Below are 23,368 nucleotides of genomic sequence, written 5' to 3' on the forward strand. Positions count from 1 at the left end.
GCCATGGTTTCCAATGCGTTGCATGATCTCTGGTTTGGCTTCGGCGTGGCCTTCCAGGGCACCAACCTGATGTGGTCGTTCTTCGGCGTGCTGGTTGGCAACCTGATCGGCGTGTTGCCCGGCATGGGCGCGCTGTCGGCCATTTCCATCCTGTTGCCGCTGACGTACGTGATGCATCCCGTGCCTGCCATCCTGATGCTGGCCGGTATCTTCTACGGTTCGCAGTACGGCGGCGCCATCGGCGCCATCCTGCTCAACCTGCCTTCGCATCCGCCGCACGCGGTCACGTGCCTGGACGGCTATCCGATGACGCGCGCAGGCAAGGGTGGTACGGCGCTGGGCATCACGATGATCTGCTCGTTCTTTGCGGCGTCGGTGGGCATCCTGGTGATGATCTTCGCGTCGCCGCTGCTGACCGCCATCGCTTTCAAGTTCGGCCCGGCCGAGATCTTCTCGATCATGCTGCTGGGGCTGCTGGCGGGCTCGACAATGTCGCGCGGTTCGCCGCTCAAGGGCGTGGCGATGACGCTGTTCGGCCTGCTGTGCGGCGTGGTGGGTACCGACGTGAACACCGGTACGTTCCGCTTTGCGCTGGGAATCCCGGAACTGAGCGACGGCCTGGAACTGGTGGCCATCGCCATGGGCCTCTTCGGTGTGGCCGACTTCATCCTCAACGTCAACCGCATGACCGCGGTTACCAGCAACGCCAAGCTGCGCATCCGCGACATGCGCCCGAGCATGGCCGAGCTGAAGCAGGCGTTCTGGCCGATGGTGCGTGGCACTGGCGTGGGCACGCTGTTCGGCGCCATGCCGGGCACGGGGCCGACGATCACGACGTTCGTCGCCTACGCGCTGGAACGCAAGATCTCGAAGACGCCCGAGAAGTTCGGCACGGGCATGATCGCCGGCGTGGCGGCACCCGAAGCGTCGTCGCACTCGAAGACGCAGGTCGACTTCATCCCGACGATGAGCCTGGGCATCCCCGGCGACGCGGTGATGGCGCTGATCCTGGGCGCGCTGATGATCCAGGGCATCGCCCCGGGGCCGCAGCTGATCAGCGATCACCCGGACATCTTCTGGGGCCTGATCGCCAGCTTCTGGATCGGCAACGTGATCCTGATGATCCTGAACGTGCCGATGATCGGCGTGTGGGTCAAGCTGCTGCAGGTGCCGTATCGCTACCTGTTCCCGTCGGCCATGTTCTTTATCGCCGTGGGCGTTTTCAGTACGCAGAGCAGCCTGTTCCAGATCTGGGAAGTGCTGGCCTTCGGCCTGATCGGCGCGTTGCTGATGTACCTGGAGTTCTCGGTGGCCCCGATCCTGCTGGGCTTCGTGCTCGGGCCGATGGTCGAGGAGAACTTCCGCCGCGCGCTGCTGCTGTCGCGCGGTGACCTGACGGTCTTTGTCCAGCGCCCCATCAGCTGCACGTTCGTGGTGATCTCCGCGCTGCTGGTGACGGCGGTAACGTGGTCGGCATGGCGCGGTCGGGGCGGCAGGAAGGCGCCGGTCGTGGAAGTGCCCGACTCCGGGCTGGCCGTGAACGAATAAGAAGGCAGGGGTCTGAAGACGGTGCCGGGCGCTGCGCGAGCAGCGCCCGTTTTCTTTGGTGGGCCCGCAAGCGGCGCCTTGCCCTCGCTTAACAATCCGTAAAACTCCCTGCATTGAGCGTCTTGGGCGGCAGGTCTAGAATGTCGCGATCGCCTGCCGGACGATGCGTCACTTTGCCGTCGCATCCCGTAGTCCGGGGGCACACAAGGTACAAGCGGGACGCGCGCCAGCCGACGGCGCGGCATGACCATGATCGATCCCGCCGACCAGGAGACTGTCTATGGAAAATGCTGCGGCCGGCAGGCCCACGCGCACCGCGAATCCCAATGCGGCACCGACCACGGTGCCCAAGGTGCGGCTCTATGTGGAGCGTCCCGAAGAGAAGCAGGAAGACTGGTTCGTCAACGTTGGCCACGTGACCGAGCGCGGTCGCTGGAAAACCGAGCCGCACGCGCATCCGGCGTATGGGCAGGTGATCTTCGTACGCAGCGGCAAGGGCGTGATGAACCTGGAAGGCTGCAGCGTGCCGTTCGAGGGCCCGTGCGCACTGTTGTTACCCACCGAGTGCGTACACGGGCTGGACTACGAGATCGATGTCGATCGCTGGGTGGTGACCGTCGACGTCACCTATCTGGTGCAGCTCAACGCCAAGCTGCAGGCATTCGTGCAACTCTGGTCGTCGCCGCGGATGATTTCACTGGCCTGTTCTGCCGATGCAGAGATCGAGTTCTACCGGCTGATCCGCAGCCTGGAGCAGGAAATCCAGTCGCAGTCGGTGGGCCACGTGGTGGGCACCGAGGCGCTGCTGACCACGCTGTTGCTGGTGCTGGTGCGCGGTACCACGCTGGACGTGGCGGGCGGCGACGGCACCGCGCGGCACGATATCCGGCTCGCCGAGCGCTTCCGCGAACTGATCGACCGACATTACCGCGACAACCTGTCGCTGCAGGACTATGCCTCGAAATTGGCGGTGTCGCCGGTGCAGTTGCGCGCCGCGTGCGCATCGGCCACGGGGCAGAGCCCCACCAAGCTGATCCATGCGCGGATCGTCACGGAGGCCAAGCGCAGCCTGATCTTCGGTGACATGTCGGTGGAACAGATCGCGTTCTGGCTCGGTTTTGCCGATGCCGCCTACTTCACACGGTTTTTCCGCAAGGAGGTGGGGCAGGCGCCCAGCCAGTTCCGGATTGCCGCGCGCCAGCAGCCTACCTCACAAAAGTCAGGCTGACGGGCGAGGGGATATCGGCGCCATGGCCAGTATCGATCAGCTTGCCCGATACGGGGTCGACGGCGAACACGCTGACCCGGCCGCTGCGCTGGTTGGCCACCAGCATCCACTTGCCCGCGTCATGAATGGCGAAGTGCCACGGCCTTTCTCCGCCCGATGGCACGCGCTGTGCCAGCGACAACTCTCCCGAACCGGCGGCGACACGATAGACCACCATCGTGTTTTCGCCGCGATCCGCCACGTAGACAAAGCGGCCGTCGCGGCTGACCGCCAGCTCCGCGCCGCTCCTGACCCCCTCGAACGCGGCACTGCTGACCGGCTGCGCCTGCACCGGCGTGAGCACGCCATGCGCAGTGTCCCAGCGCAAGGTGACGATTTCGGCGGTCAACTCGCTGAGCAGATAGACGAAGCGGCCGTCGGGCCCGAACGCCATATGGCGCGGGCCGCTGCCGGGCGTGGCGACGAACGGTGCCGGATTGGCAGAGTCGTCGCCCGAGAGCTGGCGCGTGGCCCGGTCGAAGCCGTACACGAACACGCGGTCGGCGCCCAGATCGGACACCAGTGCGTAGTGGCCGGTCGGATCGATGACGATTCCGTGTGCATGCGCGCTGGTCTGGCGCCGATGCGGCCCGGAGCCGGTTTCCTTGATGGTGGAGACACGCGCGCCCAGGCTGCCGTTTGGCTGCAGGGCGATGCTGGACGACGATCCGCCGCCGAAGTTGGCGGCGAGCAGCGTCATTGACGGCACGTCCAGCGACAGGTACGTGGTGCCGCTGCCGCCGCTGGCTACCTCGTTGAGCCGGGTCAGCGCGCCAGTCTGGCGGTGTACCGAAAACGCGGTGACGCTGCCTTCGCGCGTGTTGTCGTCATCCACCGCATAGAGCACCGGCAGCTTCGGATGCGCCAGCGTCCAGGTGGAGCGCAATCCTTCGGCCACCGTGCCCAGCGCGGTCAGGGTGCCGGCGGCGGGGTCGAAGCGCAGCGCACGGATCTGGCGCTCCTGCATGCCGACGTAGACCAGTTCGCCCTGGGGACTGCCCTGTGGTGGCGTCGCCTGCGAGGCGGCCAGCAGCGGCGCCACGGGAATGCCCGATACGGCCAGCGCCGCCAGCGCGCCGCACCGCTTCAAAGTCTGCCTCCGGGAAATCTGCGTCATGGTTGTCGTCGTGTGGCTCAGGGGGATGCCAGCGCGCAAGCGTAGGCGACGCCGCGCCGCGCGTCCTTGCACAAAACACAGCTTTGCTGGCATTTTCCGCGCGGCTCAGGGATGACCCCTAGCCGCGTGCAAGGCCCCGTGCCGGCCATTGTGCCCGGACTTCGCACCCCTTCAAAAAAATCCCAGTGAATCTTCGTTTTGTGTAGGGACGCGGCGCGGCCTGCTCAATATTCTTGCTCTCCATCGAGACGACGCGTCCGGTGCCAGCCCCGTGATCTGGCGCGACGGACGCGAGATACCCAAAGGAGAAGCAGTTGGCAAAGAAAGTCCCGCTCAAGATCGCGATTGCCGAGCACCCGCATACCTCGGCCATCCGCAACGGCACCATTCCCATCGAAGGCGTGGATGCCGAATTCGTCACGGTGCAGCCGCAGATCGGCGCGTTCCGCCGCATGGTGCGCGATGTCGAGTTCGATGTCTGCGAACTGGCACCCACCACGTACATCATCGCCCGTGCCTACGGCGCCCCGTTCGTGGCGCTGCCGATCTTCGTGGTGCGCCGCTTCCACCACGGCGGCCTGCTGGTGCGGCCCGACGCCGGCATCCGGCATCCGAAAGACCTTGAAGGCAAGCAGGTGGGTGTGCGCGCCTATTCGGTGACGACCGGCGTATGGACGCGCCAGGTGCTGATCGACGAATTCGGGCTCGATGCGTCGAAGGTGACCTGGGTGGTCGACGACGAAGAGCACGTCACGCAACTGAAGCTGCCGTCGAACGTGATCCACGCACCGGCTGGCACCTCGCTGGCCGACATGATGGCCAGCGGCGAACTGGTGGCCGGCTTTGCGGCGGCGGCGGGTATCGGCCGCACCGGCGCGCCGACCGGCGGCTGGAAGGAGGTCGAGGCCGACTACCCGGACCTGCTGCCCAACGCCGCCGAGCTGGAATCCGAGTACTACGCGCGTACCGGTGTCTATCCGATGCACGGGGCCATCGTGGTCAAGGACTCGGTGCTGGCCGAGCACCCGTGGATTGCCAAATCGATCTACGACGCCTTCGCCCAGGCCAAGCAGGAATGGCTGGCCCGGCTCGATGCCGGCGAAGCCACCAGCGCCAGCGACAGGAAGTACCTGGAACTGCGCATGATCGTCGGCCACGATCCGCTGCCATACGGCCTGGCGGAGAACCTCAAGACCATCGAAACGCTGGAAGCCACGGCCTTCAGGCAGGGCCTGACCCCGCGCCGCATGGCGATCCACGAACTGTTCGTGGACCCGCTGGGCCGCTGAATTCACACGGAAACGCATCATGATCATCGACTGCCACGGTCATTTCACGACCGTCCCCGCATCGTTCCGCGCCTGGCGCGCCAAACAGGTGGAAAGCGCCGACGACATCGCCAACGCGCCGCCGCTGTCGGGCGCGCATGTGTCCGACGACGAGATCCGCGAAGGGGTTGGCAACGGCCAGCTTCGTCTGCAGCAGGAGCGCGGCAGCGACCTCACGCTGTTCTCGCCGATTGCCGGCCTGATGAGCCACCACCTGGGCAATGAGCGCACCAGCCTGGAATGGGCCGAGATCTCGAACGACCTGGTCTACCGCGTCACCGAGATGTATCCCGACAACTTCGCGCCGGTGTGCCAGCTGCCGCAGTCGCCCGGTGCCGATCCGGCCAACTGCGTGCCCGAGCTGCGCCGCTGCGTGGAGCAGCTTGGCTTTGTTGGCTGCAACCTGAACCCCGACCCGTCGGGCGGCTACTGGACCGGCAAGCCGATGACGGATCGCTCCTGGTATCCGCTGTACGAGGCGCTGGTAGACCTGGACGTGCCGGCGATGATCCATGTGGCGGCGTCATGCAACCCATGTGCCCACGGCACCGGCGCGCACTACCTGAACGCCGATACGTCGGTCTTCATGCAGCTGCTGCAGGGCGATCTGTTCAAGGATTTCCCCACGCTGCGCCTGGTGATTCCACACGGCGGCGGTGCGGTGCCTTACCACTGGGGCCGCTATCGCGGCATGTCGCTGGAAATGCGCGAACGTCCGCTGGAAGGGCTGCTCGACAATGTGTTCTTCGATTCCTGCGTCTATCACCATCCCGGCGTGGAACTGCTGACCAAGGTGATTCCGTCCAGCAACGTGCTGTTCGGCTCGGAAATGATCGGCGCCGTGCGCGGCAAGGACCCGGACACCGGCCACAACTTCGATGACACCAAGCGCTATCTGGATGCCTGCCCGGCCCTGAGCGACGCCGACCGCTGCAAGATCTTTGAAGGCAATGCCCGGCGCGTCTACCCGCGTCTGGATGCCCGCCTGAAGGCACGCGCCCAGCAAGGAGCCCTGGCATGACATCGCCACAGATCATCGACATCCACCCGCACATCATCGCCGACGACGAGACGCGCTATCCGCCGGCCCCGCTGTTCGGCAAGCGCTCGGAATGGTCCAAGGAGCGGCCCACCACGGTCGAGACGCTGATTGCGGCGATGGATGCGGCCGGCGTGGCCAAGGCCGCGGTGGTGCATTCGTCCACCACGTACGGCTTTGACAACAGCTACGTGGTGGACGGCTGCAACCAGTACGCGGATCGGCTCGTCGCGGTGGGCTCGGTCGACGTGCTGCAGCCCGATGCGCCGCTGCGCATCCGCGAGTGGGTGGCGCGCGGCGTGGCCGGGCTGCGCCTGTTCACCGGCGGCAGCACCAAGGATTTCGATCCGAGCGAACTGGACGACCCGCGTGCGTTTCCGGCCTGGGAGCTGTGCGGCGAACTGGGTCTGACCATGTGCATCCAGACCGGCCCGATCGGCCTGCCGCAGGTGACGGCGCTGGCCAGGCGCTTTCCCAGGGTGCGCATCCTGCTCGATCACCTGGGACGCCCCGAGGTGGCCGATGGCCCACCGTACGCGAAGGCACAAAGCCTGTTCGACCTTGCCGCGCTGGAGAACATCTACCTGAAGCTCACGCCACGGATTTTTGGCGACGTGAAGCAGGAGCGCGCCAGCGCCGAGACGTTCTTTCCGCGCGTGGCGGAGGTCTTTGGCGCGGGACGGCTGGCCTGGGGGTCGAACTTCCCGACCTCGCCGGGCACGTTGGCCGAGATCCTGGCCACGGCCCACGAAGGGCTGGCTTGCCTGAACGAGGTGGAGCGCGCGTGGATCTTCGGCAAGACCGCGCAAAAGCTCTATCCGGGCCTGGCCTGAGGCGCAGGCCGCCGGGGTAACGGCGGCCTGCAATGAAGCATCGCAGTGCATTCCAAATAGAAGACGCAAATGGAGACATCCCAACCAACGCGGTCGCCCGCCGCATCGCCACCGCAGCAGGCGCTGGGCCGCTGGGCCATCCTGGCGCTGCTGGCTACCGGCGTGCTGATCTCGTTCGTCGATCGCACCAGTATTGCTTCGGCGCTGGCCGATGTTGCGTTTGTCAGGGAGTTCTCGCTGTCGAACGTCGATCGCGGCTGGATCAACTCGGCCTTCTTCTGGTCGTACGGGCTGTTCCAGGTGCCGATGGGCTGGGTGGCCGACCGCTATGGCGTGAAGTGGCCGTACGCGATCTGCTTTGCCGCCTGGTGCGTGGCGACGGCGCTGATGGGCGCGGTCACGGCGCTGGCGGGCCTGGTGGTGATGCGGTTGGTGATCGGCATGGCCGAGGCCATCGTCATTCCCGCCAGCTACCGCTGGATCCGCAACCACTTCGACGAAAGCCAGAACGGCCTGGCCGTGGGCATCCTGGCCATGGGCAACAAGTTTGGCCCGGCCATCGGCGCGCCGGTGGGCGCGTGGCTGATCGTCAACTATTCGTGGCAGTTCATGTTCGTGGCCACCGGCGTGGTGGGCCTGATCTGGCTGGCGCCCTGGCTGCTGCTGGTTCGCAACGACTTTCCGTCGAAGGTCGAACTGGCGGTGGCTCATCGCAAGGCCAGCGCGGTGTCGCTGGGCAGCATCCTGGCCAGCCCGGTGGTGTGGGGCGGCCTGATCACGAACTTCTGCTACGGCTACTTCACGTTCTACTGCATGAGCTGGATGCCGGCCTACCTGGTGGAGCAGCGTGGGCTGTCGCTCAAGGAATCGGGCCTCTACACGTTCGTCAGCTTCGCGGGCATTGCCATCGTGGCCGCCGTGGCGGGCTGGGCGGCGGATCGCATCATCGCCCGGGGGCACGACGCGGTGCGGGTGCGCAAGCTCTTCATCATCGGCGGCTTTATCGGCGGATGCACGGTGCTGCTGGGCGCCCATGCGAAGTCGCTCGACATGGCGCTGTTCTGGAACGTGCTGTCGCTGTCGCTGCTGGGCCTGACCACCGCCAACAACCTGGCGCTGTCGCGTCTGACGCTGATTCCCAAGCCGGCCATCGGCCTGGTTACCGGCGTGCAGCAGGTGGCCACCAGCCTGGCCGGCGGCGTGGCGGCAAGCCTGTCGGGCTGGCTGCTGCATGTAAGCGGCAGCTTCGACCTGCCGATGCTCGTGATCCTGGTCTTCCTGGTGATCGGCGCGCTGGCCACCGCCGTGCTGTTTCGACCGGAATGGGCGCCGCGGCTGGCCGATGCACCGGAGCACACGCGTCCGGCTGAAGCCTGAACACGCCCCTGAACACCCCTGAACCCATCAATCTTCTGAAGAATCGTTATGGCGAAAATCGTATTCGGGATGGCCGTGCCGCACAGCGGCATGCTCGGTCAGGCTCCCGAGGACTGGCTCAAGAACGGCGAGCGCGACCGCGCCAACCCGGAGCTGTGGTTCCGCAACCGTACCTGGACGTACCTCGAACTGGAGGCACACCGCGAGGCCGCCTTCGAGAAATACCTGACGCTCGAGGAGCGCACCGCGCGTGCCGCGCGCTGCCGCGTGGCGCTGGACAAGATGGCTGCCGCGTACCGCGAGGCCGAGATCGATGTGGCGATCATCCTGGGCAAGGACCAGAAGGAGATCTTCACGGACTTCTCGCCGTCGATTGCGATCTACAGCGGCAAGGAAGTCCACAACGGGCCGCCGCAGCGCGCCGTCTACGCGCCCGATCACCATGTGGTGCATCCCTGCCATCCGAAACTGGCCACCTACCTGATCGAGTACTTCCAGCGCGAGAACTTCGACCTGACCGACCTGTTCGCGTGGCCTGACAACGTCTGGATGAAGCCGCTGCCCGACTACCCGGTGGTGCCGCATGCGTACAGCTTCGTCTACCACCAGATCATGGGCGACAACCCGCCGCCGCATGTGCCGGTGATCATGAACTGCTTCTACCCGCCGACGCAGCCCTCGATGTCGCGCTGCATCGAGTTTGGCCGCGTGCTGCGCGATGCCGTCGCGGCGTGGCCCGAAGACGTGCGGGTGGGCATCTTCGCGTCGGGCGGGCTGTCGCACTTCGTCAACGACGAGGAATTCGACCACCGCATCATGACGATGCTGGCCGACTACGACTACGACGGCCTGGCCGCCGTCGACAACCGCTCGTACCAGTCGGGCACCTCCGAAATCAAGCTCTACGTCAGCGTGATGAAGGCGCTGCAGGAAACCGGCGCGGCCATGACGCTGGTGGACTACGTGCCGTGCTGGCGTACGCCCGCCGGCACCGGCGAGGGCATGGGCTTCATGTACTGGAAGGCCTGACCGGCCTGGTTCACACATTCGTCAAGGAAAAGACACCATGAGCGACAACCGCCTGAACGGCATCATCCGCGCCTTCGAGTCGGGCAAGCCCGCCTACGCGGCATTCTCCAAGCTCGACAAGCAGACCGCCATCGAGATGAGCGATGCGCCCTATGACGGCGTCGTGTTCGAGATGGAGCACAACCCGTACGACGTATCCGCGCTGGGCGACGCGCTGCAGTACATGCTGAACCGCAAGGCCATTGCCGAACGCGGGTCGATGGCGCCCGCCGTCACCCCGATCGCGCGCATCCCCGCCAACGGCGCGGAGATGAACCAGTCGTTCGCCAAGCAGGTGCTCGACCGGGGCTGCTATGGCGTGATCTGGCCGCACGTGTCGACGGTGGAGCAGGCCTACAACGCCGTGGCCGCCTGCCGCTACGCGCGGCCCAGCCATGCGCCGCTGTACGAGCCCAAGGGCATCCGTGGCGATGGGCCGGCCAATGCCGCACGCTACTGGGGCCTGTCGATGCCCGAGTACTACCGCCGTGCCGATGTCTGGCCGCTGGCGCCCGAGGGCGAGATCCTGGTCGGCCTGATGTGCGAGAGCACCGAGGCCATCGAGAACCTGGACGACATCCTGGCCAACGTGCCAGGTATCGGCTTCATTCTGATTGGCGAAGGCGACCTGAGCCAGCAACTGGGCTTTCCGCGCCAGTACGACCACCCCGAGGTGGCTGACGCCATGCGCCAGATCGTGGAGACCTGCCGCAAGCACAACGTGGTGGTGGGCAATCCGCACGTCAACGCCAAGAACCACAAGCGGCTGCTGGAAGAGGGCTACCGGATGCTGATGTCGGCCCCGCTCAAGAGCTACGGTGTGGCCGGCGCGGCGCGCGAGATGGCGGGCTACTGATGGAGGCCGCGATGAATTCGGCACCTCATCCCGCCGTGCCTGCCGCGCTGGACGGCGTGCCGACGCTGCGCACCAACCTGGCCGAGTACAAGGTCACGCAGGCGCTGCGCGATGGCCGCGTGTCGTCCGATCTGGTCAAGCTCGATTTTTGCGGCCCCACGCCCGCGCACAACGGCTTCAAGGCGATGGTGCGCGAGAGCGCGTTCGATGCGGGCGAGCTGGCTATCGTGACGTTCCTGCAGGCCAGGGCCTACGGCAAGCCGTACGTGCTGCTGCCCGCGCCGATCTCGGGCCGCTTCCAGCACCACTGCGCCGGCGTCAACATCGATTTCGGCCATCTCGACCCCAAGGACATCGAAGGGAAGAAGGTTGGCGTGCGCACCTACACCCAGACCACCGCGCTGTGGATCCGGGGCATCCTGCGCCACGAATACGGGGTGGACCTGGACCGCGTCATCTGGATGACGCTCAACGACGGCCACCTGGCCGAGTACACCGATCCGGCCAATTGCCAGCGCCTGCCGAAGGGTTCGTCGATCCCCGACATGATGCTGAGCGGTGAACTGGCCGCTGCGCTGCTGGGCGAGGACATGCCCAAGGACGCCCGCGTGCGCACGCTGGTGCCGAACGCGCAGGACGCGGCGAAAGACTGGTTTGCACGCGAAGGCGTGGTGCCGATCAACCATATGTTCGTGGTGCATCAGGACATCTCCAGGCAGCGGCCGGACATCGTGCGCGAGCTGTACCGGATGATCGTCGACAGCCGGGCGCAGGCCGAAGGCGGCGTGCCTGCCGTCTTCCCGCCGATCGGGCTCGAAGCCAACCGCAAGGGCATCCAGCTGGCCATCGACTGGGCGCTGGACCAGCGGATCATTCCGCGCCGCCTGTCGGTCGACGAACTGTTCGACGACGTGACCGGCAGCCTGGGCTGACGACGCCAGCGGGAACACAAGCGCAAGGGGAGGGGGAAACCGCACCGGAACAGGAGCGGATGGCGCGCCGGCGGGCCAGTCGGCGCGCAACAATCATTCACATAACAAAACAGAGGAGACAGAGAATGAAGCAAGGGATCGCCGCATGCATATGCGGCGCGGCGCTGGTGGCCACGCCTGCATGGGCGCAGGTTGGGCAGTCGCCGCAGAACGTGCCGCAGCCGACGTCCATCACGCTGTATGGACTGGTGGACGTTGGCGTCGAGTACATCCACGGTGCGCAGACCGGGCCCAATACCACCGGCAGCCAGATGCGCATGGGCTACGGCGGGGCGCCGTCGCGCTGGGGCATCAAGGGGGTCGAGGACCTGGGTGGCGGGCTCAAGGCACTGTTCACGCTGGAGGGCGGCATCATGGTCGATACGGGCGGCCAGAGCCAGTCGCGCATGTTCGGCCGCCAGGCCTGGGTGGGGTTGCAGAACGACTGGGGCACGCTCAGCTTCGGCCGCCAGTACACGATGCGCTACTACGGCATGCTCGATGCCGACATCTTCGCGGCGGCATCGCAGGGCCTGGGTGTGATGGACGCCGGCATTCCCAACGCGCGTGCCGACAACTCGATTTCCTACCGCGGTGCCTACGGGCCGATCAGCGGCGGCCTGAACTACAGCTTCGGGCGCGACACGGCCTCCGCCAACAACCCGGCCGCCACCAATTGCGCGGGCGAGGTGCCGGGCGACGCCAAGCAGTGCCGCGAGTATTCCGCCTACCTGAAGTACAACGGCGGCAACTGGGGCATCGTCAGCGCGTGGGAGCGCATCTACGGCGGCACGGCCGCCACGTACGGCGGCCTGGTCAACTCGAATCTGACCGACAGCCGCCTGACCGTCAACGGCTACCTGCAGCTGGGCGAAACGCAGTTGGGCGCCGGCTGGCTCAAGCGCACCAATGAAGGCAGCACGACGCCCCGGAGCAACCTGTACTGGATCGTCGCGTCGCAGCCGGTGGCCAAGGCGTTCACGATCGACGGCATGGTGGCGATGAACAAGTTCGAGGATTCGCCCAACAAGGCGGTGCTGGTGACGCTGCGCGGCAGCTACGCGTTCTCGAAGCGCACGCTGGCGTACCTGTCGGCGTCGATGATCAAGAACAGCGGCACGCTGGCCGCCCCGGTCAGTTCAAATCCGCCGGGCACGCCGCCGCTGCCGGGCGGCTCCGAGCAATCCGTCATGGCCGGCATCCGGCACGTGTTCTAAAGCAACGCGGGAGACAACACGATGAAGAAGACCAATAACATCCTGACAGCCATCGCGGTGGCGGCGGCGCTGTCCGTGCTGGCTGCCTCGCCTGCGCAGGCCGGCGCAGGCACCAGGGGCGAGCTGCTGCTGAACCGCATCGGCCCGGTCAGTTCCGAACTTTACGTATCCAATGCCGACGGCACCGGCGAGCACAAGCTGCTGGGCACCACGGGCTTCGACTATCACGCCTCGTTTTCCAGGGATGGCCAGTGGGTGGTCTTCACGTCGGAGCGCGATGGCCTGGGTCAGTCGAACCTGTTCCGCGTCAAGATCGATGGCACGCACCTGCAGCGGCTGACCGACCATATCGCCGTGGACGACCAGGCGGTGTTCTCGCCGACCGACGCCAACGTCATTGCCTTCGTGTCGTCGCGCAAGGGCGCGGACGGCTGGGCCACGGCGAATATCTGGACGCTGAACATCGCCACGGGCGCGCTGAAGAACGTCACCGGATCGGTGCCATTCGACCCCAGCAAGCCCCATGGCTACTTCCGGCCATCGTGGTCGCCGGACGGCCAGTGGCTGGCCTTTTCGTCCGACGTGGGTACCGACTGGCGCGGCCATGACCTGCCCAACGGCTGGGAACGTACCCAGGAAAGCGCCATCTACGTGATCCGGCCCGATGGCTCGGGCTTCAGGAAGATTGCCAGCAACCCCGGTTATGCCGACGGATCGCCCACCTGGTCGCCCGACGGTGCAAGCCTGGTGTTCTACGAGTCGACGCAGGAAGCCACCTGGGGCGCGCACCGTCCCGAGCTGATCAACGCGGTCAGTTCGCAGGTGGTGTCGGTGAACGTGTCGACGCTGGAGAAGACGACGCTGACCGCCGGGCCGGGCTACAAGGTGTTCCCCCAGTACCTGGCGGCCGGCACGATTGCGTACCACGTGAAGGGCGGGGCGACTGAAGGCATCTACACCACGGCCGGCGCGTTCCGGTCTACCGCCGGCAGCGGCCTGCGGTCGCCGCACTATTCGGCCGATGGCCTGCGCATGGTCTACGAGAAGGTGGCGTTCCAGCCGGCGCGAACCAACGGCACGACGCTGTACAGCTTCGACCGCAACTGGGAATACAGGTACACCGATGTGTTCCCGCAGCTGTCGCGCGACCGCCAGAAGCTGGTCTACACGGAGAAGGCGATCAATGGCTCCATCGCCACCATCAACCCCGATTTCACGGGCTATGCGCGCATCTATGACCCCGCCACCAGCGGCGTGGATCCGGCGCTGATCGCCAAGGGGCTGGCCGGGGCATTCCAGCCCACCTGGTCGCCCGACCGCAAGTGGGTGGCGTTCGGCGTGGGCCAATGGTTCCTGACGCGTGCCGCGGGCCCGGGGCGCATCGCGCGGATCAGGACCGATGGCAGTACGAACGGTGTGCCGGAATTCCTGACCGACGGCACCATCAACTCGGGCTTCCCGAGCTATTCGCCGGACGGCTCGAAGCTGGTCTACCGCGTCTGGAGCCCCACCGAAGCGGGCCTGCGCATCATCGACGTCAACACGCGCGCCATCACCACGCTGACCACCGAGCCCGACAACACGCCCGGCTGGTCACCGGACGGCAGCCGGATCGTCTTCACGCGCAAGCTGGTGGATCCGTCGAACCCGAACCGGTACAACTACGACGTGTTCACGATCCGCCCCGATGGCACCCAGCTGGCCCGCCTGACCACGCACGGCGCCAACGACGGCCACGCGGTGTGGACCTGGGATGGCCGCATCCTCTACAACTCGGGTGTCTACGGCTATCGCGACGAAGTGGGGCTCTACGACTTCACGTTCCAGCCGGACGGCCAGAACTGGCTGATGAACGCCGATGGGTCGGACAAGAAGCCGCTGACCGATACGGTCTGGGAAGAGGCCATGCCGCTGTTCGTCCCCAGCCATTGAATCCTGTCGATGTAGCGATAGTGCTTTGGGCGCCGTGCTTGCACGGCGTTTTTTTTCGCTCAAGACGACGGTTGCGATGGACGTGGCGTCATTTCGCGCTTCGCAGCACCTGCTGCCATGAAAAACGCCCGCCGGAGCGGGCGTTGCCGTTTGGGCGTCGGATGGCCCTCAGAAATGCACCTCCGTGATCAGCATCACCTGTGACCGCCTGGTGCCCGGCGCCTCGCTCGATGGCGTGCCGAACATGTTGTGCCAATACTCGTAGCCGGGCCCGGCGTAGACCACGCGCGGGTGGTCGGCCAGGGCGCCCACGTCGAGCAGCAGCGACGTGCGCATCAGCAGTTCGGTCTTGGTCTCGGTATGGAAGCCGTCCTTGCCCTTGGGGCCGGTCAGGCTGACGAAGCCCTTGAAGACCAGCGGCGCCGATGCCACGTGGAACGGCACGTTCCAGGTGCTCTCGGCGTGGAAGGCCGTGGCGTAGGTGACGTCGGTGTGCGAGATGCCGTTGTGGTTGGATTCGGTCCGCATGCCCAGCATCACGTTCCAGAAGCCGCGCGGTACGGCGAAGTCGATCGACGGCCCCAGGATGAACATCCGCGCCCGGTTGCCGAACGCGTCGTTCTTGGCGCTGAAATCGAAGCCCGTGACCAGACCGGCGTCGTGGATCACGCCGTAGTCCAGCGGGCGGCCCAGGATCTTGCTGGCGCTCCATTCCACGCGCCCGACACTGTAGATCTCCTGCGCACCGCCGGTGCCATTGGCCTCGGGGTTGTACTTGTCCGACACCAGGTACTCGACGTTGAAGAAGTAGCTGCCGTACTTGAAGCCGCCCACCGTGTTCAGAAAGCCGATGTTCTGCACGACCTTGTGGTCGCTGCCCGGAAAGTACGAGTTCGGCGCCCAGCGGTAGCCCAGGTAGGTATCGTTCCAGTTGACCGGCTGGATGTAACCAGGGGGCGGCGCGTTCGGGGCGGGTGCGGGAATATCCTCGGCGTGGCCGGGGGTGGTGAGGCAGCAGGCCAGGGCAAGGCCAAGCGCGGCGCTGTGCGCCGTTCTGATGGTGAGTGTCATGTCTCCGTCCGTTGGACTGGTATGGGTATCGACGGCCGGGGTCGTGATCGACTCTTGTACCGGCCGGCACACGTGGCGCGATGCCTGTGTGCCACCGCATGGTAGGGAAGGGGTGCGCGCGTGCCTCTACACAAAACGCAGATTCGCTGGCACTTTTCGCGCAAGCCGGAAACCGTGGGGGATAATGCGTGACCGAGTGCCTATCTCCCTTTACAGCCGAACATGCCCGCATCGACATCGTCCGCGACCTCTGCCAAGGTGGCCGGCACCGCCGCCTTTTCCAAGTTCATGGAAGTCCTGCAGCTTGTAGCCGACACGGAAGAACCGATGACGGTGGCCGGGCTGGCGCGCGTGTCGGGCTATCCGCGTCCCACGGTCTACCGCATCGTGGCGGCCCTGGTGGCGGAGGGCATGCTGCAGGAGCATCCGGCCACGGGTGCGCTGGCGCTGGGCACGCGGCTCATGCAGCTGGCCAGCCGCAGCTGGTCGCGCTCCGACCTGCGCCTGGCCGCGATGGATGCGCTGAAGGCGCTGCGCGACCTGACCGGCGAGACCGTGCATCTGGCCGTGCCGAACGACACCACGATGATCTATATCGAGAAGCTGGAGAGCACCAGCGCGGTACGCATGGCGTCGCGCATCGGTACGTCGGTCTCGATGCATTCGACGGCGGTTGGCAAGGCCTACCTGAGCGCGCTGGCACCCGCCGCCCGCGACGCCCTGATCGCACGGCTGACCTTTACGCGCTACATGCCCGACACGATCATGACGCCCGATTCGCTGCGGACCCAGGTGGAGCAGTTCCGGCTGCAGGGATGGTCGGTCGATGCCGAGGAAAACGAGGCGGGCATCTATTGCTTTGGCGCGCCCGTGGTTGATCCGCAGGGGCAGCCGGTGGCGGCCGTCAGCGTCAGCACGCTGCGCTTCCGCCAGAAGCCCGACCCCGAGGCGGCCTATGTGACGCCGCTGATCGAAGCGTGCCGCGAGATCTCGCGTCGCGTGGCCGAAGCGCCGGCCCTGGCGGCTTCGCGGAACATGTGAGGGGATGGGTTGCTCCTCTCCCCCGCATGCGGGAGAGGGGCAGGGGAGAGGGCGGGGGGCTCAAGCTGCGAGGGTCGCCCACCTGAACTCAAGCCACCAGATACCCCCCATCCACCGGCAGGATCACGCCCGTGAGGAATGCCGCGGCAGGCGAGCAGAGGAAGGCCACCACGTCGGCGACATCGCCCGGCGTGCCCCAGCGGCCCAGCGGCGTGCGGGCGAGGATGGGTTCGGCGCGTGCCGGATCGTCCTGCAGCGCCTGGGTCAGCGGGGTGGCGATCCAGCCCGGCGCCACCGCATTCACGCGGATGCCTTCCTGCGCATAAGCCAGCGCCAGCGACTTGGTCAGTTGCGCCACGCCACCCTTGCTGGCGGCATAGCCCGGCACCAGCGATCCGCCAAAAAAGCTCAGCATCGACGCCGTATTGACGATGGTGCCGCCCCGCTGCGCCAGCAGCGGGCGCGCGGCACTGCAGATGCGCATGGTGCCGGTCAGGTTCACGGCCAGCACCTGCGCGAAGACGTCCGGCTCGTGTTCCGCGCCGCGCCGGATGATGCCGGCGCAGTTCACGACGATGTCCAGCGCGTCGAAGTTGCCGACCAGGTCAGCCACGTCGCCTTCCTTGCTGACGTCGGCGATCTTCACGTCGATGCCCGGGGCCAGCGAGCCATCGCCACGGTCGATGCCGCTGGCGGTGACCCGCGCGCCCAGTTCGGCCAGCCGGTTGGCCACACCCGCGCCGATACCCTGCGTCGCGCCCGTGACCAGCGCGTGCCGGCCTTCAAAGAGTCGTGAATCAAAGGTCATTGGCGCATGCCGAACTTGGCGATCAGTGATTTGAAGTACGCGTCGTCCTTGGCAATGGCGGCCTTGAACTCGTCCTGGTCGGCATAGGCGTAGCCCAGGTTCTGCTTGTCGAGCGTTTCGCGCAGCGCGGGTTCCTTGGCCGTGGCCGCTGCGGCCGTGCGCAGCGCCTTGATGACGTCAGGCGGCGTATTGGCCGGCGCCGCGATGCCGCGCCAGGTGCCGATCGACAGGTCGATGTGGCGTTCCTTGAGCGTGGGCACCGACTCAAAGCCCTTGACCCGCGCGTCGGCCATCACGGCCAGCGTCTTGAGCTTGCCGGCGGTGACATAGGCAGAGACCTCGGCCGGACTGACCGCCACGGCGTCGATATGGCCGCCCAGCAGCGCCAGCACGGCAGGATTGCCGCCCTGGAACGGAATGTGGTTGAACTTGGTGCTTGTCTTGTCTTCCAGCGCGGCGGCCGCCAGGTGCCAGATCGACCCGTTGCCGGCGTTGCCCACGCGCATGCCGCCCGGGTTCTTGCGGGCCGCATCCAGGAACTGCTCGATGGTGGTGTACGGCGAATCGCTGCGTACGGTGATGGCCGACGGGTCGGCGTTGAAGCGCGCGATCGGCGTGAAGTTCTCGTAGGTCAGCTTGGTCAGGCCCAGGTGCGGCACGATGGCCAGGTCAGCCGTGATCAGCGACAGCTTGTAGCCGTCGGGCTTGGCGTTGGCCACATCGGCCCAGCCGATGGCGCCGCTGGCACCGGGCTTGTTGGTCACCACCACGCTTTGCGGCAGGTGCTTGCGCGACGATTCGGCAAACGCCCGCGCCAGTGCATCGGTGCCGCCGCCGGCCTGGAAGGGCACCACCAGTTCGATGCTGTGGCTCGGATAGCTGGACTGGGCTTGCGCCGGCGCGGTGGCCACGCACGCCAGCGAGGTCAGCAGCGTCAGGGCGCATCCAAGGCGGAACGCACCGGTCTTGGCGAAGTTCATGGGCTTGTCTCCAAATCTCGTTATTGGTGTGGGTGTGGCGCTGGTACGGCGGGGAAAGTCAGTAGGTGGCGCGGCCTCCGGAGAGATCGAATACGGCGCCGGTGTTGAACGTGCATGACGCGGAACATAGCCATGCCACCATCTCCGCAACCTCCGCGGGCTCGCCCAGGCGTTGCATCGGACTCTTGTCGATCATGGTCTGCACGTGGGCCGGCGACATTTGCGCCAGCAGCCGCGTGCGGACGGCGGCCGGGGCCACGGCATTGACCAGGACGCCGGCCGTCGCCAGTTCCTTGCCCAGTGATTTGGTCAGGCTCAGTACGCCGGCCTTGGCGGCGCTGTAGGCCGACGCGTTGGGCGTGCCTTCCTTGCCCGCCAGTGACGCGATGTTGACGATGCGACCGGCGCCCGCCGCGCGCATGGCCGGTACCACGGCCTGGCAGGCATGGAATACGCCGGTGAGGTTGACGTCGATGATGCGTTGCCAGATGGCCGGGTCGTAGGCATCGAGCGGCATCGTCGGGCCGGCAAAGCCGGCGTTATTGACCAGGCAGTCGATGTGGCCGAACCGGCCAAGCGTGGCGGAGGTGGCCGCGCGCAGCGTCGCCGGGTCGGTCACGTCGACGCGATGAAAGTCCGACACTTCGGCATCGCCGGGCACGAGGTCCCACACCACCACGGTGGCGCCATCGGCCTGCAGCCGCGCGGCAATCGCCGCACCAATGCCGGCCGCGCCGCCGGTGACCACGGCCACGGTGCCGTGGAAGTCGTAACGGGCGTGGCTCATCGGATGAACTGGTTCACGAAGTCCGCACCGAGCCCTACCTCCTCGAAATGCTTGCGGCACATGTCGATCTTGGTGAAGACGTCCTCGTAGCCCATGCCGTTGCCATGCGGGTCGGTGTAGTACATCACGCCGTTGACCTGGAAGTACGTGATCATCTCCTCGACATCGGGCGGCACGTAGAGCGTATGGGTTTCGCCCGGCGGCTCGAATACGTAGCTGCCTTCGGTGGCCTCCCAGTCGTGTTCCAGATAACGCCAGCGGCCCTTGAGCACAAAGCCATGCACGGCCTGTGGATGGCGGTGGCGGCTCAGCACGCCCGACTTGCGCACGCGCAGCAGGTTCATCCAGTAGCCCTGGCTGCGGTTCAGGCAGAGCGGGCGGAACCACACGTTGGGCGCTTGTGGCACCCACAGGCGCTCATCGGTGGGAATCGCGTGCGGCACGACGATTTCCGGCAGCGCGTCGGGCGGGTTGGGGTACTGGTAGGGGGTGAGCGGTTCGGCGTCGGTCTTGTCGAGGGGCATGGGCTTTTGTGTCCAATATATGGACATCATGACTACGATATGGACGTATGAGGCCATCGTAGTTGCCGCGCAAAGTCGCCTGAAAGTGGGAGTTTCCCTATCGCGCCCCCTGTGTTGCGCTGCAAAAGCGAATGATTGCTGTTGCGTATTGGGCACGGCAGGGCACGTCGCAGCCCGGTCGATGGGTACAAAGTATTGCAATCGCTACATGTACTATGGTTACAATCTAAACGTTTGCTTACAATGTGCTGCTGTAGCAAAACGAATAAAAACTAAACAAAACTTCGGGGTGGTCGTTTCATGCGCGTTTTTGCTCCCTTGGTATTTATGGCAGTTCTTGGCCTGGCCGCCTGTGCCCAGTCGCCGGAATCGCAATTGTCGCGGTCACCGACCGTGCGCCTGTGCAACGGCAACGCCTGTGGCGAGCAGGACAGGCGCGTAGCCACCTTCACCCCGGCAGGCCCCACCGAATCCGATCGCCGCATGCAGGCGCTGGCGGAAAAGGCGGAAGGCAATCCGAACGCCGCCTATGACCTGGGCCTGCGCCTGCTGCGCGGCGATGGCGTGGAGCGCAACACCTACCAGGCGCTGGAATGGATGCGCAAGGCCGGCGACAACGGCCATGTGCAGGCGCAACTGGCGCTGGGCCGTCTCTATCTGATGGGCTTCGAGGAAATGGGCGCCGACCCGGCCGAAGCCGAGGCATGGCTGACCCGCGCCGCCGCCAAGGGCAACAAGGAAGCCGCGGCGCTGATTCCGCAGGCGCAGGCTGCCAAGAAGGATGAACAGGCCCTGTACCGGGTGCGCGAGGCCTACCGCACGTCCTGGTCCGCGTGGTACAGCGGCTATCCGTATTACTGGGTCTGGGGCCCCTCCGGCTGGTACCAGCGCTAAGCGCCGGGCACCACTTCTTCCCTCCCTGGCTTTTCCTTTCACTTCCGTCTACAGGAACGCGATTTCATGTCCAAGAAGAACTCTCTGCGCGCGGCAGCACTGGCCACGTCTTTGGTGCTGGCCGGCTGTGCCAACATGGGTGGTGGCTCGATCAGCACCGGCACGGCGCCCACGGCTGCCACCGGCGCAGCAGGCGGCGCAACCAGCGTGAACGCCAACCCGATGCTGGAGCGTTGCGACACGCCGCTGGGCACGCTGGCCGTTGACGATGGCCGTGGCAAGGAATGGTATGCAAGCTTCGGCGCCACCACGAAGATCACGACCATCGAGCCGCTGATCCGCCTGGCGGTGCAGCAGTCGAACTGCTTCGTGATCACGTCCGTGGGCAACAACCGCACGGAAAGCAAGCTGTCGAACATCACCGACAAGCAGCGCAATTCGGGCGAATTCCGCGCCGGTTCCAAGCAGCAGAAGGGCCAGCGCGTGGCAGCCGACTACTACATGGAGCCGGCCATCATCATCGACAACGATCCCACGGGTCAGCTCGCCGCCGGCGTGGGCAGCCTGTTCGGCAGCGTTGGCGCGCTGGTGGGCGGTGCCATGGCCAGCAAGGCATCGGTCGTGACGCTGACCATGTTCGACATCCGCTCGGGCGTGCAGCTGTCCATCTCGGAAGGCAACGCGACGGCCACGAACTTTGGCGCGGCACTGGGCGCGTTCGGCGGCGGTGCGGCTGGCGGCCTGGGCGGTTTCTCGCGCACGCCGGAAGGCAAGGCCACCGTGGCGGCGTTCATGGACGCCTACAACAACATGGTGGTGTCGCTGCGCAACTACAAGGCGCAGGAAGTCAAGGGCGGCCTGGGTCGTGGCGGCCAACTGAAGGTCGGCTCGTAAGCCAGCCGGACAATCTCCCGCGCCGGCCCCGCTTGTCAGCAACCGGGGCGCTGGGGCGGGAGATCTGCCAGGGCCATGCCCTGGCTTGCCGCATCCCCCGCATCCTCCGCACCCATCTCCCGCAGTCGTTTCAGCCTTCCGCCGGTGCCACGTTGGCGCCCTGGATGTTGTGCTTCTGCAAGGCAGCGGCCACCTGGCCCGATGCCTTCATCTCCTCGACGAATGTCGCCAGATAAGCCGCTGCGGCCTCGCCGCGCGACTTGTGCACGCCCATCGCCTGGCGGATCACCATGAAGCGCTCGCCCAGCAGGCGCAGGCCGCTCATGCCGGCGGTGTCGGCTTCAAGCTGCTGCTTCACGCCGGCGGCCACGTCGAGCTTCTCTTCCAGAAAGGTCTTCACCACCGTCTGCGACGACGGCGCGCGCACGATCTCGGCGTGCTGCAGTTCGCGCGTCAGGTAGAGGTCGTAGGCGCTGCCCTTGCCAACCACCACGCGCGTACCGGCGCGGTCCACGTCGGCGTTGGCGCGCACCGGCGAATCGTCGCGCACCATGTAGTAGCCCTCGATCAGCACGTACGGCGCCGTGAACGCAATCGTGGCGCCGCGCTTCGGGTCGATGGCAAAGAACCCGATGTCGGCTTCCTCGTTAGACACCACGTCGACCGACTTTCCGGCCGTTTCCACCACCACCAGTTCCAGCTTCACGCCAAGCCGCGCGGCCAGCGCCGTGGCCAGGTCCACGGAGACGCCGCCGGCACCGTCGCCATCCTTGCGGTGCGCCAGCACAGGGTTGCCCAGGTTGATCGATGCACGCAGCACGCCGGTTGGGGCGAAGGCATCGAGAATGGCCTTGTCAGCAGTCATGTCGTTCCTCTCGGTTGTCACTTTCACTTTCGGTCACTACGGTTCCAGGATATCGGTGATGCGCGCCAGGGCGGTCAGCGTGTGGCCCAAATGGTCGCGCATGGCCTGCGACGCGTCTTCGTTGCGCCCGCGTTCCAACAGGTCCAGCAGGTGCAGATGCTGCCGGGCGTGGTCCGCATAGCGCGAACGCTCGCGCATCGACCGGTACGACAGCAGCCGCCGCACGCGATTGACGCGGCGGATCGCATCGATGAAAAAGGGATTGCCCGACGCCTCGACCAGCGCTTCGTGAAACCGCACGCCGCGGTCGTGCAGCTGGTCGGCGGTATCGGTCTCGATGCCTCCTTCGAGCAGGTGGACTTCGGCGGCACGCAGCTGCGCGATGGTGCGCGGGTCCAGCCGGTAGCCCGGCTCCAGCAGCGCGGCCGGCTCCAGCGCCAGGCGCATGCGGTACGACTGCAGCAGCGAATCGGGCGTGGTCAGCATGGTCGAGAACTGCCAGCCGTAGCCGGGCTTGCGCTCGCCCCAGCCTTCCTGCGCGATGCGCGCGAGTACGGCGCCCAGTTGCGTGGCGGTCAGCGCGTAACGGGTGCGGATAGCCTGCTCCGACACCTCGGTGGGCAGCGCGCCCTTGAGCAGGTCGTCGGCAATCTGGAAGTAGGCGGTGCCCACCACGTCAGGCTCGGACAGCCCCAGCGCGGCGGCCAGTTCGGCGGCCGGCGCCGACACGGGTTGCGCCAGGAAGAAGCCCCGGTTCTTCTCGCGCGTGACGATGCCTTTTTCGTGCAGCAGCCCCAGCGCGTCGTTCACGGGGGTGCGCGACACGCGCAGCTGATCGGCCAGCATCTGGGCGCGCAGGTGGGTGCCCACGGGCAGTTGCTCGCGCTGGATCAGCTCGACGATCTGTATCGCGATGGATCGGTCGTGGTTCATGGTCTTTGGCCGCAGGCA

The 23,368-nt window shown here is 66.2% G+C and carries 22 protein-coding genes; 14 read left to right on the plus strand and 8 right to left on the minus strand.

The window, feature by feature from the left end:
- Positions 1 to 3: 3 nt before the first annotated feature.
- Together CYJ10_RS13670 and CYJ10_RS13675 are read left to right on the plus strand one after the other, a co-directional pair.
- Positions 4 to 1,548 carry a tripartite tricarboxylate transporter permease gene (locus tag CYJ10_RS13670; protein ID WP_101682027.1) on the plus strand — a complete coding sequence of 515 codons (1,545 nt, stop codon included), beginning with the start codon at positions 4 to 6 and terminating at the stop codon, positions 1,546 to 1,548.
- A 280-nt stretch (positions 1,549 to 1,828) separates the two neighbouring features.
- Complete coding sequence (locus CYJ10_RS13675; RefSeq protein ID WP_101682028.1) at positions 1,829 to 2,776, plus strand: helix-turn-helix domain-containing protein; 948 nt, start codon at positions 1,829 to 1,831, stop codon at positions 2,774 to 2,776.
- On the opposite strand, the gene CYJ10_RS13680 is transcribed toward CYJ10_RS13675, so the two are convergent.
- Positions 2,754 to 3,932 carry a lactonase family protein gene (locus tag CYJ10_RS13680; protein WP_101682029.1) on the minus strand — a complete coding sequence of 393 codons (1,179 nt, stop codon included), beginning with the start codon at positions 3,930 to 3,932 and terminating at the stop codon, positions 2,754 to 2,756. The two genes, CYJ10_RS13675 and CYJ10_RS13680, sit on opposite strands and share 23 nt — an antisense overlap.
- Before the next feature lie 314 nt (positions 3,933 to 4,246).
- On the opposite strand from CYJ10_RS13680, the gene CYJ10_RS13685 reads away from it, so the two are divergent.
- The 9 genes from CYJ10_RS13685 to CYJ10_RS13725 all read left to right on the plus strand — a co-directional run bounded on the left by CYJ10_RS13685 (position 4,247) and on the right by CYJ10_RS13725 (position 14,553).
- The gene (locus CYJ10_RS13685) at positions 4,247 to 5,221 is read left to right on the plus strand and encodes a PhnD/SsuA/transferrin family substrate-binding protein (RefSeq protein ID WP_101682030.1); all 975 of its coding nucleotides are present in this window, start codon (positions 4,247 to 4,249) and stop codon (positions 5,219 to 5,221) included.
- A gap of 19 nt (positions 5,222 to 5,240) precedes the next feature.
- The gene (locus CYJ10_RS13690; protein WP_101682031.1) at positions 5,241 to 6,281 is read left to right on the plus strand and encodes an amidohydrolase family protein; all 1,041 of its coding nucleotides are present in this window, start codon (positions 5,241 to 5,243) and stop codon (positions 6,279 to 6,281) included.
- Complete coding sequence (locus CYJ10_RS13695) at positions 6,278 to 7,132, plus strand: amidohydrolase family protein (protein ID WP_101682032.1); 855 nt, start codon at positions 6,278 to 6,280, stop codon at positions 7,130 to 7,132. The genes CYJ10_RS13690 and CYJ10_RS13695 overlap by 4 nt, the downstream gene beginning before the upstream one ends.
- Before the next feature lie 69 nt (positions 7,133 to 7,201).
- On the plus strand, positions 7,202 to 8,509 hold the full coding sequence (locus CYJ10_RS13700; protein WP_101682033.1) for an MFS transporter: 1,308 nt from the start codon (positions 7,202 to 7,204) through the stop codon (positions 8,507 to 8,509).
- A gap of 48 nt (positions 8,510 to 8,557) precedes the next feature.
- Positions 8,558 to 9,538, plus strand: a complete 981-nt coding sequence (locus tag CYJ10_RS13705; RefSeq protein ID WP_101682034.1) for a DODA-type extradiol aromatic ring-opening family dioxygenase — start codon at positions 8,558 to 8,560, stop codon at positions 9,536 to 9,538.
- A gap of 37 nt (positions 9,539 to 9,575) precedes the next feature.
- A complete protein-coding gene (locus tag CYJ10_RS13710) occupies positions 9,576 to 10,433 on the plus strand; it encodes an HpcH/HpaI aldolase family protein (RefSeq protein ID WP_101682035.1) in 858 nt (285 codons plus the stop codon).
- A gap of 11 nt (positions 10,434 to 10,444) precedes the next feature.
- Positions 10,445 to 11,365 carry a phosphate ABC transporter substrate-binding protein gene (locus CYJ10_RS13715; protein ID WP_101682148.1) on the plus strand — a complete coding sequence of 307 codons (921 nt, stop codon included), beginning with the start codon at positions 10,445 to 10,447 and terminating at the stop codon, positions 11,363 to 11,365.
- Positions 11,366 to 11,490: 125 nt separating this feature from the next.
- Positions 11,491 to 12,621 (plus strand): porin, encoded by a 1,131-nt coding sequence (locus CYJ10_RS13720; protein ID WP_180862930.1) that lies wholly within the window; start codon positions 11,491 to 11,493, stop codon positions 12,619 to 12,621.
- A gap of 21 nt (positions 12,622 to 12,642) precedes the next feature.
- Complete coding sequence (locus tag CYJ10_RS13725) at positions 12,643 to 14,553, plus strand: PD40 domain-containing protein (protein WP_101682037.1); 1,911 nt, start codon at positions 12,643 to 12,645, stop codon at positions 14,551 to 14,553.
- Positions 14,554 to 14,721: 168 nt separating this feature from the next.
- Here the strand turns inward: CYJ10_RS13725 and CYJ10_RS13730 are convergent, their stop codons facing one another.
- Positions 14,722 to 15,624, minus strand: coding sequence for a hypothetical protein (locus tag CYJ10_RS13730; protein ID WP_101682038.1), 903 nt, complete (start codon positions 15,622 to 15,624; stop codon positions 14,722 to 14,724).
- A 222-nt stretch (positions 15,625 to 15,846) separates the two neighbouring features.
- On the opposite strand from CYJ10_RS13730, the gene CYJ10_RS13735 reads away from it, so the two are divergent.
- Entirely contained in the window at positions 15,847 to 16,665 is an 819-nt protein-coding gene (locus CYJ10_RS13735; RefSeq protein WP_101682039.1) for an IclR family transcriptional regulator, read from the plus strand.
- An 88-nt stretch (positions 16,666 to 16,753) separates the two neighbouring features.
- On the opposite strand, the gene CYJ10_RS13740 is transcribed toward CYJ10_RS13735, so the two are convergent.
- Genes CYJ10_RS13740 through CYJ10_RS13755 form a run of 4 tightly spaced genes read right to left on the minus strand, consistent with a single transcriptional unit; the run spans position 16,754 to position 19,764 of the window.
- Positions 16,754 to 17,473, minus strand: a complete 720-nt coding sequence (locus tag CYJ10_RS13740) for an SDR family NAD(P)-dependent oxidoreductase (RefSeq protein WP_101682040.1) — start codon at positions 17,471 to 17,473, stop codon at positions 16,754 to 16,756.
- The gene (locus tag CYJ10_RS13745) at positions 17,470 to 18,453 is read right to left on the minus strand and encodes a Bug family tripartite tricarboxylate transporter substrate binding protein (protein WP_101682041.1); all 984 of its coding nucleotides are present in this window, start codon (positions 18,451 to 18,453) and stop codon (positions 17,470 to 17,472) included. The genes CYJ10_RS13740 and CYJ10_RS13745 overlap by 4 nt, the downstream gene beginning before the upstream one ends.
- A 58-nt stretch (positions 18,454 to 18,511) precedes the next feature.
- Positions 18,512 to 19,240 carry an SDR family NAD(P)-dependent oxidoreductase gene (locus tag CYJ10_RS13750; protein ID WP_101682042.1) on the minus strand — a complete coding sequence of 243 codons (729 nt, stop codon included), beginning with the start codon at positions 19,238 to 19,240 and terminating at the stop codon, positions 18,512 to 18,514.
- Positions 19,237 to 19,764 (minus strand): 2,4'-dihydroxyacetophenone dioxygenase family protein, encoded by a 528-nt coding sequence (locus CYJ10_RS13755; RefSeq protein WP_101682043.1) that lies wholly within the window; start codon positions 19,762 to 19,764, stop codon positions 19,237 to 19,239. Before CYJ10_RS13755 ends, CYJ10_RS13750 begins: the two co-directional genes overlap by 4 nt.
- A 300-nt stretch (positions 19,765 to 20,064) precedes the next feature.
- On the opposite strand from CYJ10_RS13755, the gene CYJ10_RS13760 reads away from it, so the two are divergent.
- Together CYJ10_RS13760 and CYJ10_RS13765 are read left to right on the plus strand one after the other, a co-directional pair.
- On the plus strand, positions 20,065 to 20,658 hold the full coding sequence (locus CYJ10_RS13760) for a tetratricopeptide repeat protein (RefSeq protein ID WP_101682044.1): 594 nt from the start codon (positions 20,065 to 20,067) through the stop codon (positions 20,656 to 20,658).
- Positions 20,659 to 20,724: 66 nt separating this feature from the next.
- Positions 20,725 to 21,552, plus strand: a complete 828-nt coding sequence (locus CYJ10_RS13765; protein ID WP_101682045.1) for a hypothetical protein — start codon at positions 20,725 to 20,727, stop codon at positions 21,550 to 21,552.
- A gap of 130 nt (positions 21,553 to 21,682) precedes the next feature.
- On the opposite strand, the gene CYJ10_RS13770 is transcribed toward CYJ10_RS13765, so the two are convergent.
- Together CYJ10_RS13770 and CYJ10_RS13775 are read right to left on the minus strand one after the other, a co-directional pair.
- Entirely contained in the window at positions 21,683 to 22,417 is a 735-nt protein-coding gene (locus CYJ10_RS13770) for an ABC transporter substrate-binding protein (RefSeq protein WP_101682046.1), read from the minus strand.
- A gap of 36 nt (positions 22,418 to 22,453) precedes the next feature.
- The gene (locus tag CYJ10_RS13775) at positions 22,454 to 23,350 is read right to left on the minus strand and encodes a GntR family transcriptional regulator (protein ID WP_101682149.1); all 897 of its coding nucleotides are present in this window, start codon (positions 23,348 to 23,350) and stop codon (positions 22,454 to 22,456) included.
- Positions 23,351 to 23,368 lie beyond the last annotated feature (18 nt).

The sequence above is a fragment of the Cupriavidus pauculus genome, from assembly GCF_002858765.1.
GTDB lineage: Bacteria > Pseudomonadota > Gammaproteobacteria > Burkholderiales > Burkholderiaceae > Cupriavidus > Cupriavidus pauculus_B.

Excerpts from the sequence above, each read along its gene's own strand:
- CYJ10_RS13670 (WP_101682027.1), top strand. The coding sequence starts at position 4 with ATGGTTTCCAATGCGTTGCATGATCTCTGGTTTGGCTTCGGCGTGGCC.
- CYJ10_RS13675 (WP_101682028.1), top strand. The coding sequence starts at position 1,829 with ATGGAAAATGCTGCGGCCGGCAGGCCCACGCGCACCGCGAATCCCAAT.
- CYJ10_RS13680 (WP_101682029.1), bottom strand. The coding sequence starts at position 3,932 with ATGACGCAGATTTCCCGGAGGCAGACTTTGAAGCGGTGCGGCGCGCTG.
- CYJ10_RS13690 (WP_101682031.1), top strand. The coding sequence starts at position 5,241 with ATGATCATCGACTGCCACGGTCATTTCACGACCGTCCCCGCATCGTTC.
- CYJ10_RS13695 (WP_101682032.1), top strand. The coding sequence starts at position 6,278 with ATGACATCGCCACAGATCATCGACATCCACCCGCACATCATCGCCGAC.
- CYJ10_RS13700 (WP_101682033.1), top strand. The coding sequence starts at position 7,202 with ATGGAGACATCCCAACCAACGCGGTCGCCCGCCGCATCGCCACCGCAG.
- CYJ10_RS13705 (WP_101682034.1), top strand. The coding sequence starts at position 8,558 with ATGGCGAAAATCGTATTCGGGATGGCCGTGCCGCACAGCGGCATGCTC.
- CYJ10_RS13710 (WP_101682035.1), top strand. The coding sequence starts at position 9,576 with ATGAGCGACAACCGCCTGAACGGCATCATCCGCGCCTTCGAGTCGGGC.
- CYJ10_RS13715 (WP_101682148.1), top strand. The coding sequence starts at position 10,445 with ATGAATTCGGCACCTCATCCCGCCGTGCCTGCCGCGCTGGACGGCGTG.
- CYJ10_RS13720 (WP_180862930.1), top strand. The coding sequence starts at position 11,491 with ATGAAGCAAGGGATCGCCGCATGCATATGCGGCGCGGCGCTGGTGGCC.
- CYJ10_RS13725 (WP_101682037.1), top strand. The coding sequence starts at position 12,643 with ATGAAGAAGACCAATAACATCCTGACAGCCATCGCGGTGGCGGCGGCG.
- CYJ10_RS13730 (WP_101682038.1), bottom strand. The coding sequence starts at position 15,624 with ATGACACTCACCATCAGAACGGCGCACAGCGCCGCGCTTGGCCTTGCC.
- CYJ10_RS13735 (WP_101682039.1), top strand. The coding sequence starts at position 15,847 with ATGCCCGCATCGACATCGTCCGCGACCTCTGCCAAGGTGGCCGGCACC.
- CYJ10_RS13740 (WP_101682040.1), bottom strand. The coding sequence starts at position 17,473 with ATGACCTTTGATTCACGACTCTTTGAAGGCCGGCACGCGCTGGTCACG.
- CYJ10_RS13745 (WP_101682041.1), bottom strand. The coding sequence starts at position 18,453 with ATGAACTTCGCCAAGACCGGTGCGTTCCGCCTTGGATGCGCCCTGACG.
- CYJ10_RS13750 (WP_101682042.1), bottom strand. The coding sequence starts at position 19,240 with ATGAGCCACGCCCGTTACGACTTCCACGGCACCGTGGCCGTGGTCACC.
- CYJ10_RS13755 (WP_101682043.1), bottom strand. The coding sequence starts at position 19,764 with ATGCCCCTCGACAAGACCGACGCCGAACCGCTCACCCCCTACCAGTAC.
- CYJ10_RS13760 (WP_101682044.1), top strand. The coding sequence starts at position 20,065 with ATGCGCGTTTTTGCTCCCTTGGTATTTATGGCAGTTCTTGGCCTGGCC.
- CYJ10_RS13765 (WP_101682045.1), top strand. The coding sequence starts at position 20,725 with ATGTCCAAGAAGAACTCTCTGCGCGCGGCAGCACTGGCCACGTCTTTG.
- CYJ10_RS13770 (WP_101682046.1), bottom strand. The coding sequence starts at position 22,417 with ATGACTGCTGACAAGGCCATTCTCGATGCCTTCGCCCCAACCGGCGTG.
- CYJ10_RS13775 (WP_101682149.1), bottom strand. The coding sequence starts at position 23,350 with ATGAACCACGACCGATCCATCGCGATACAGATCGTCGAGCTGATCCAG.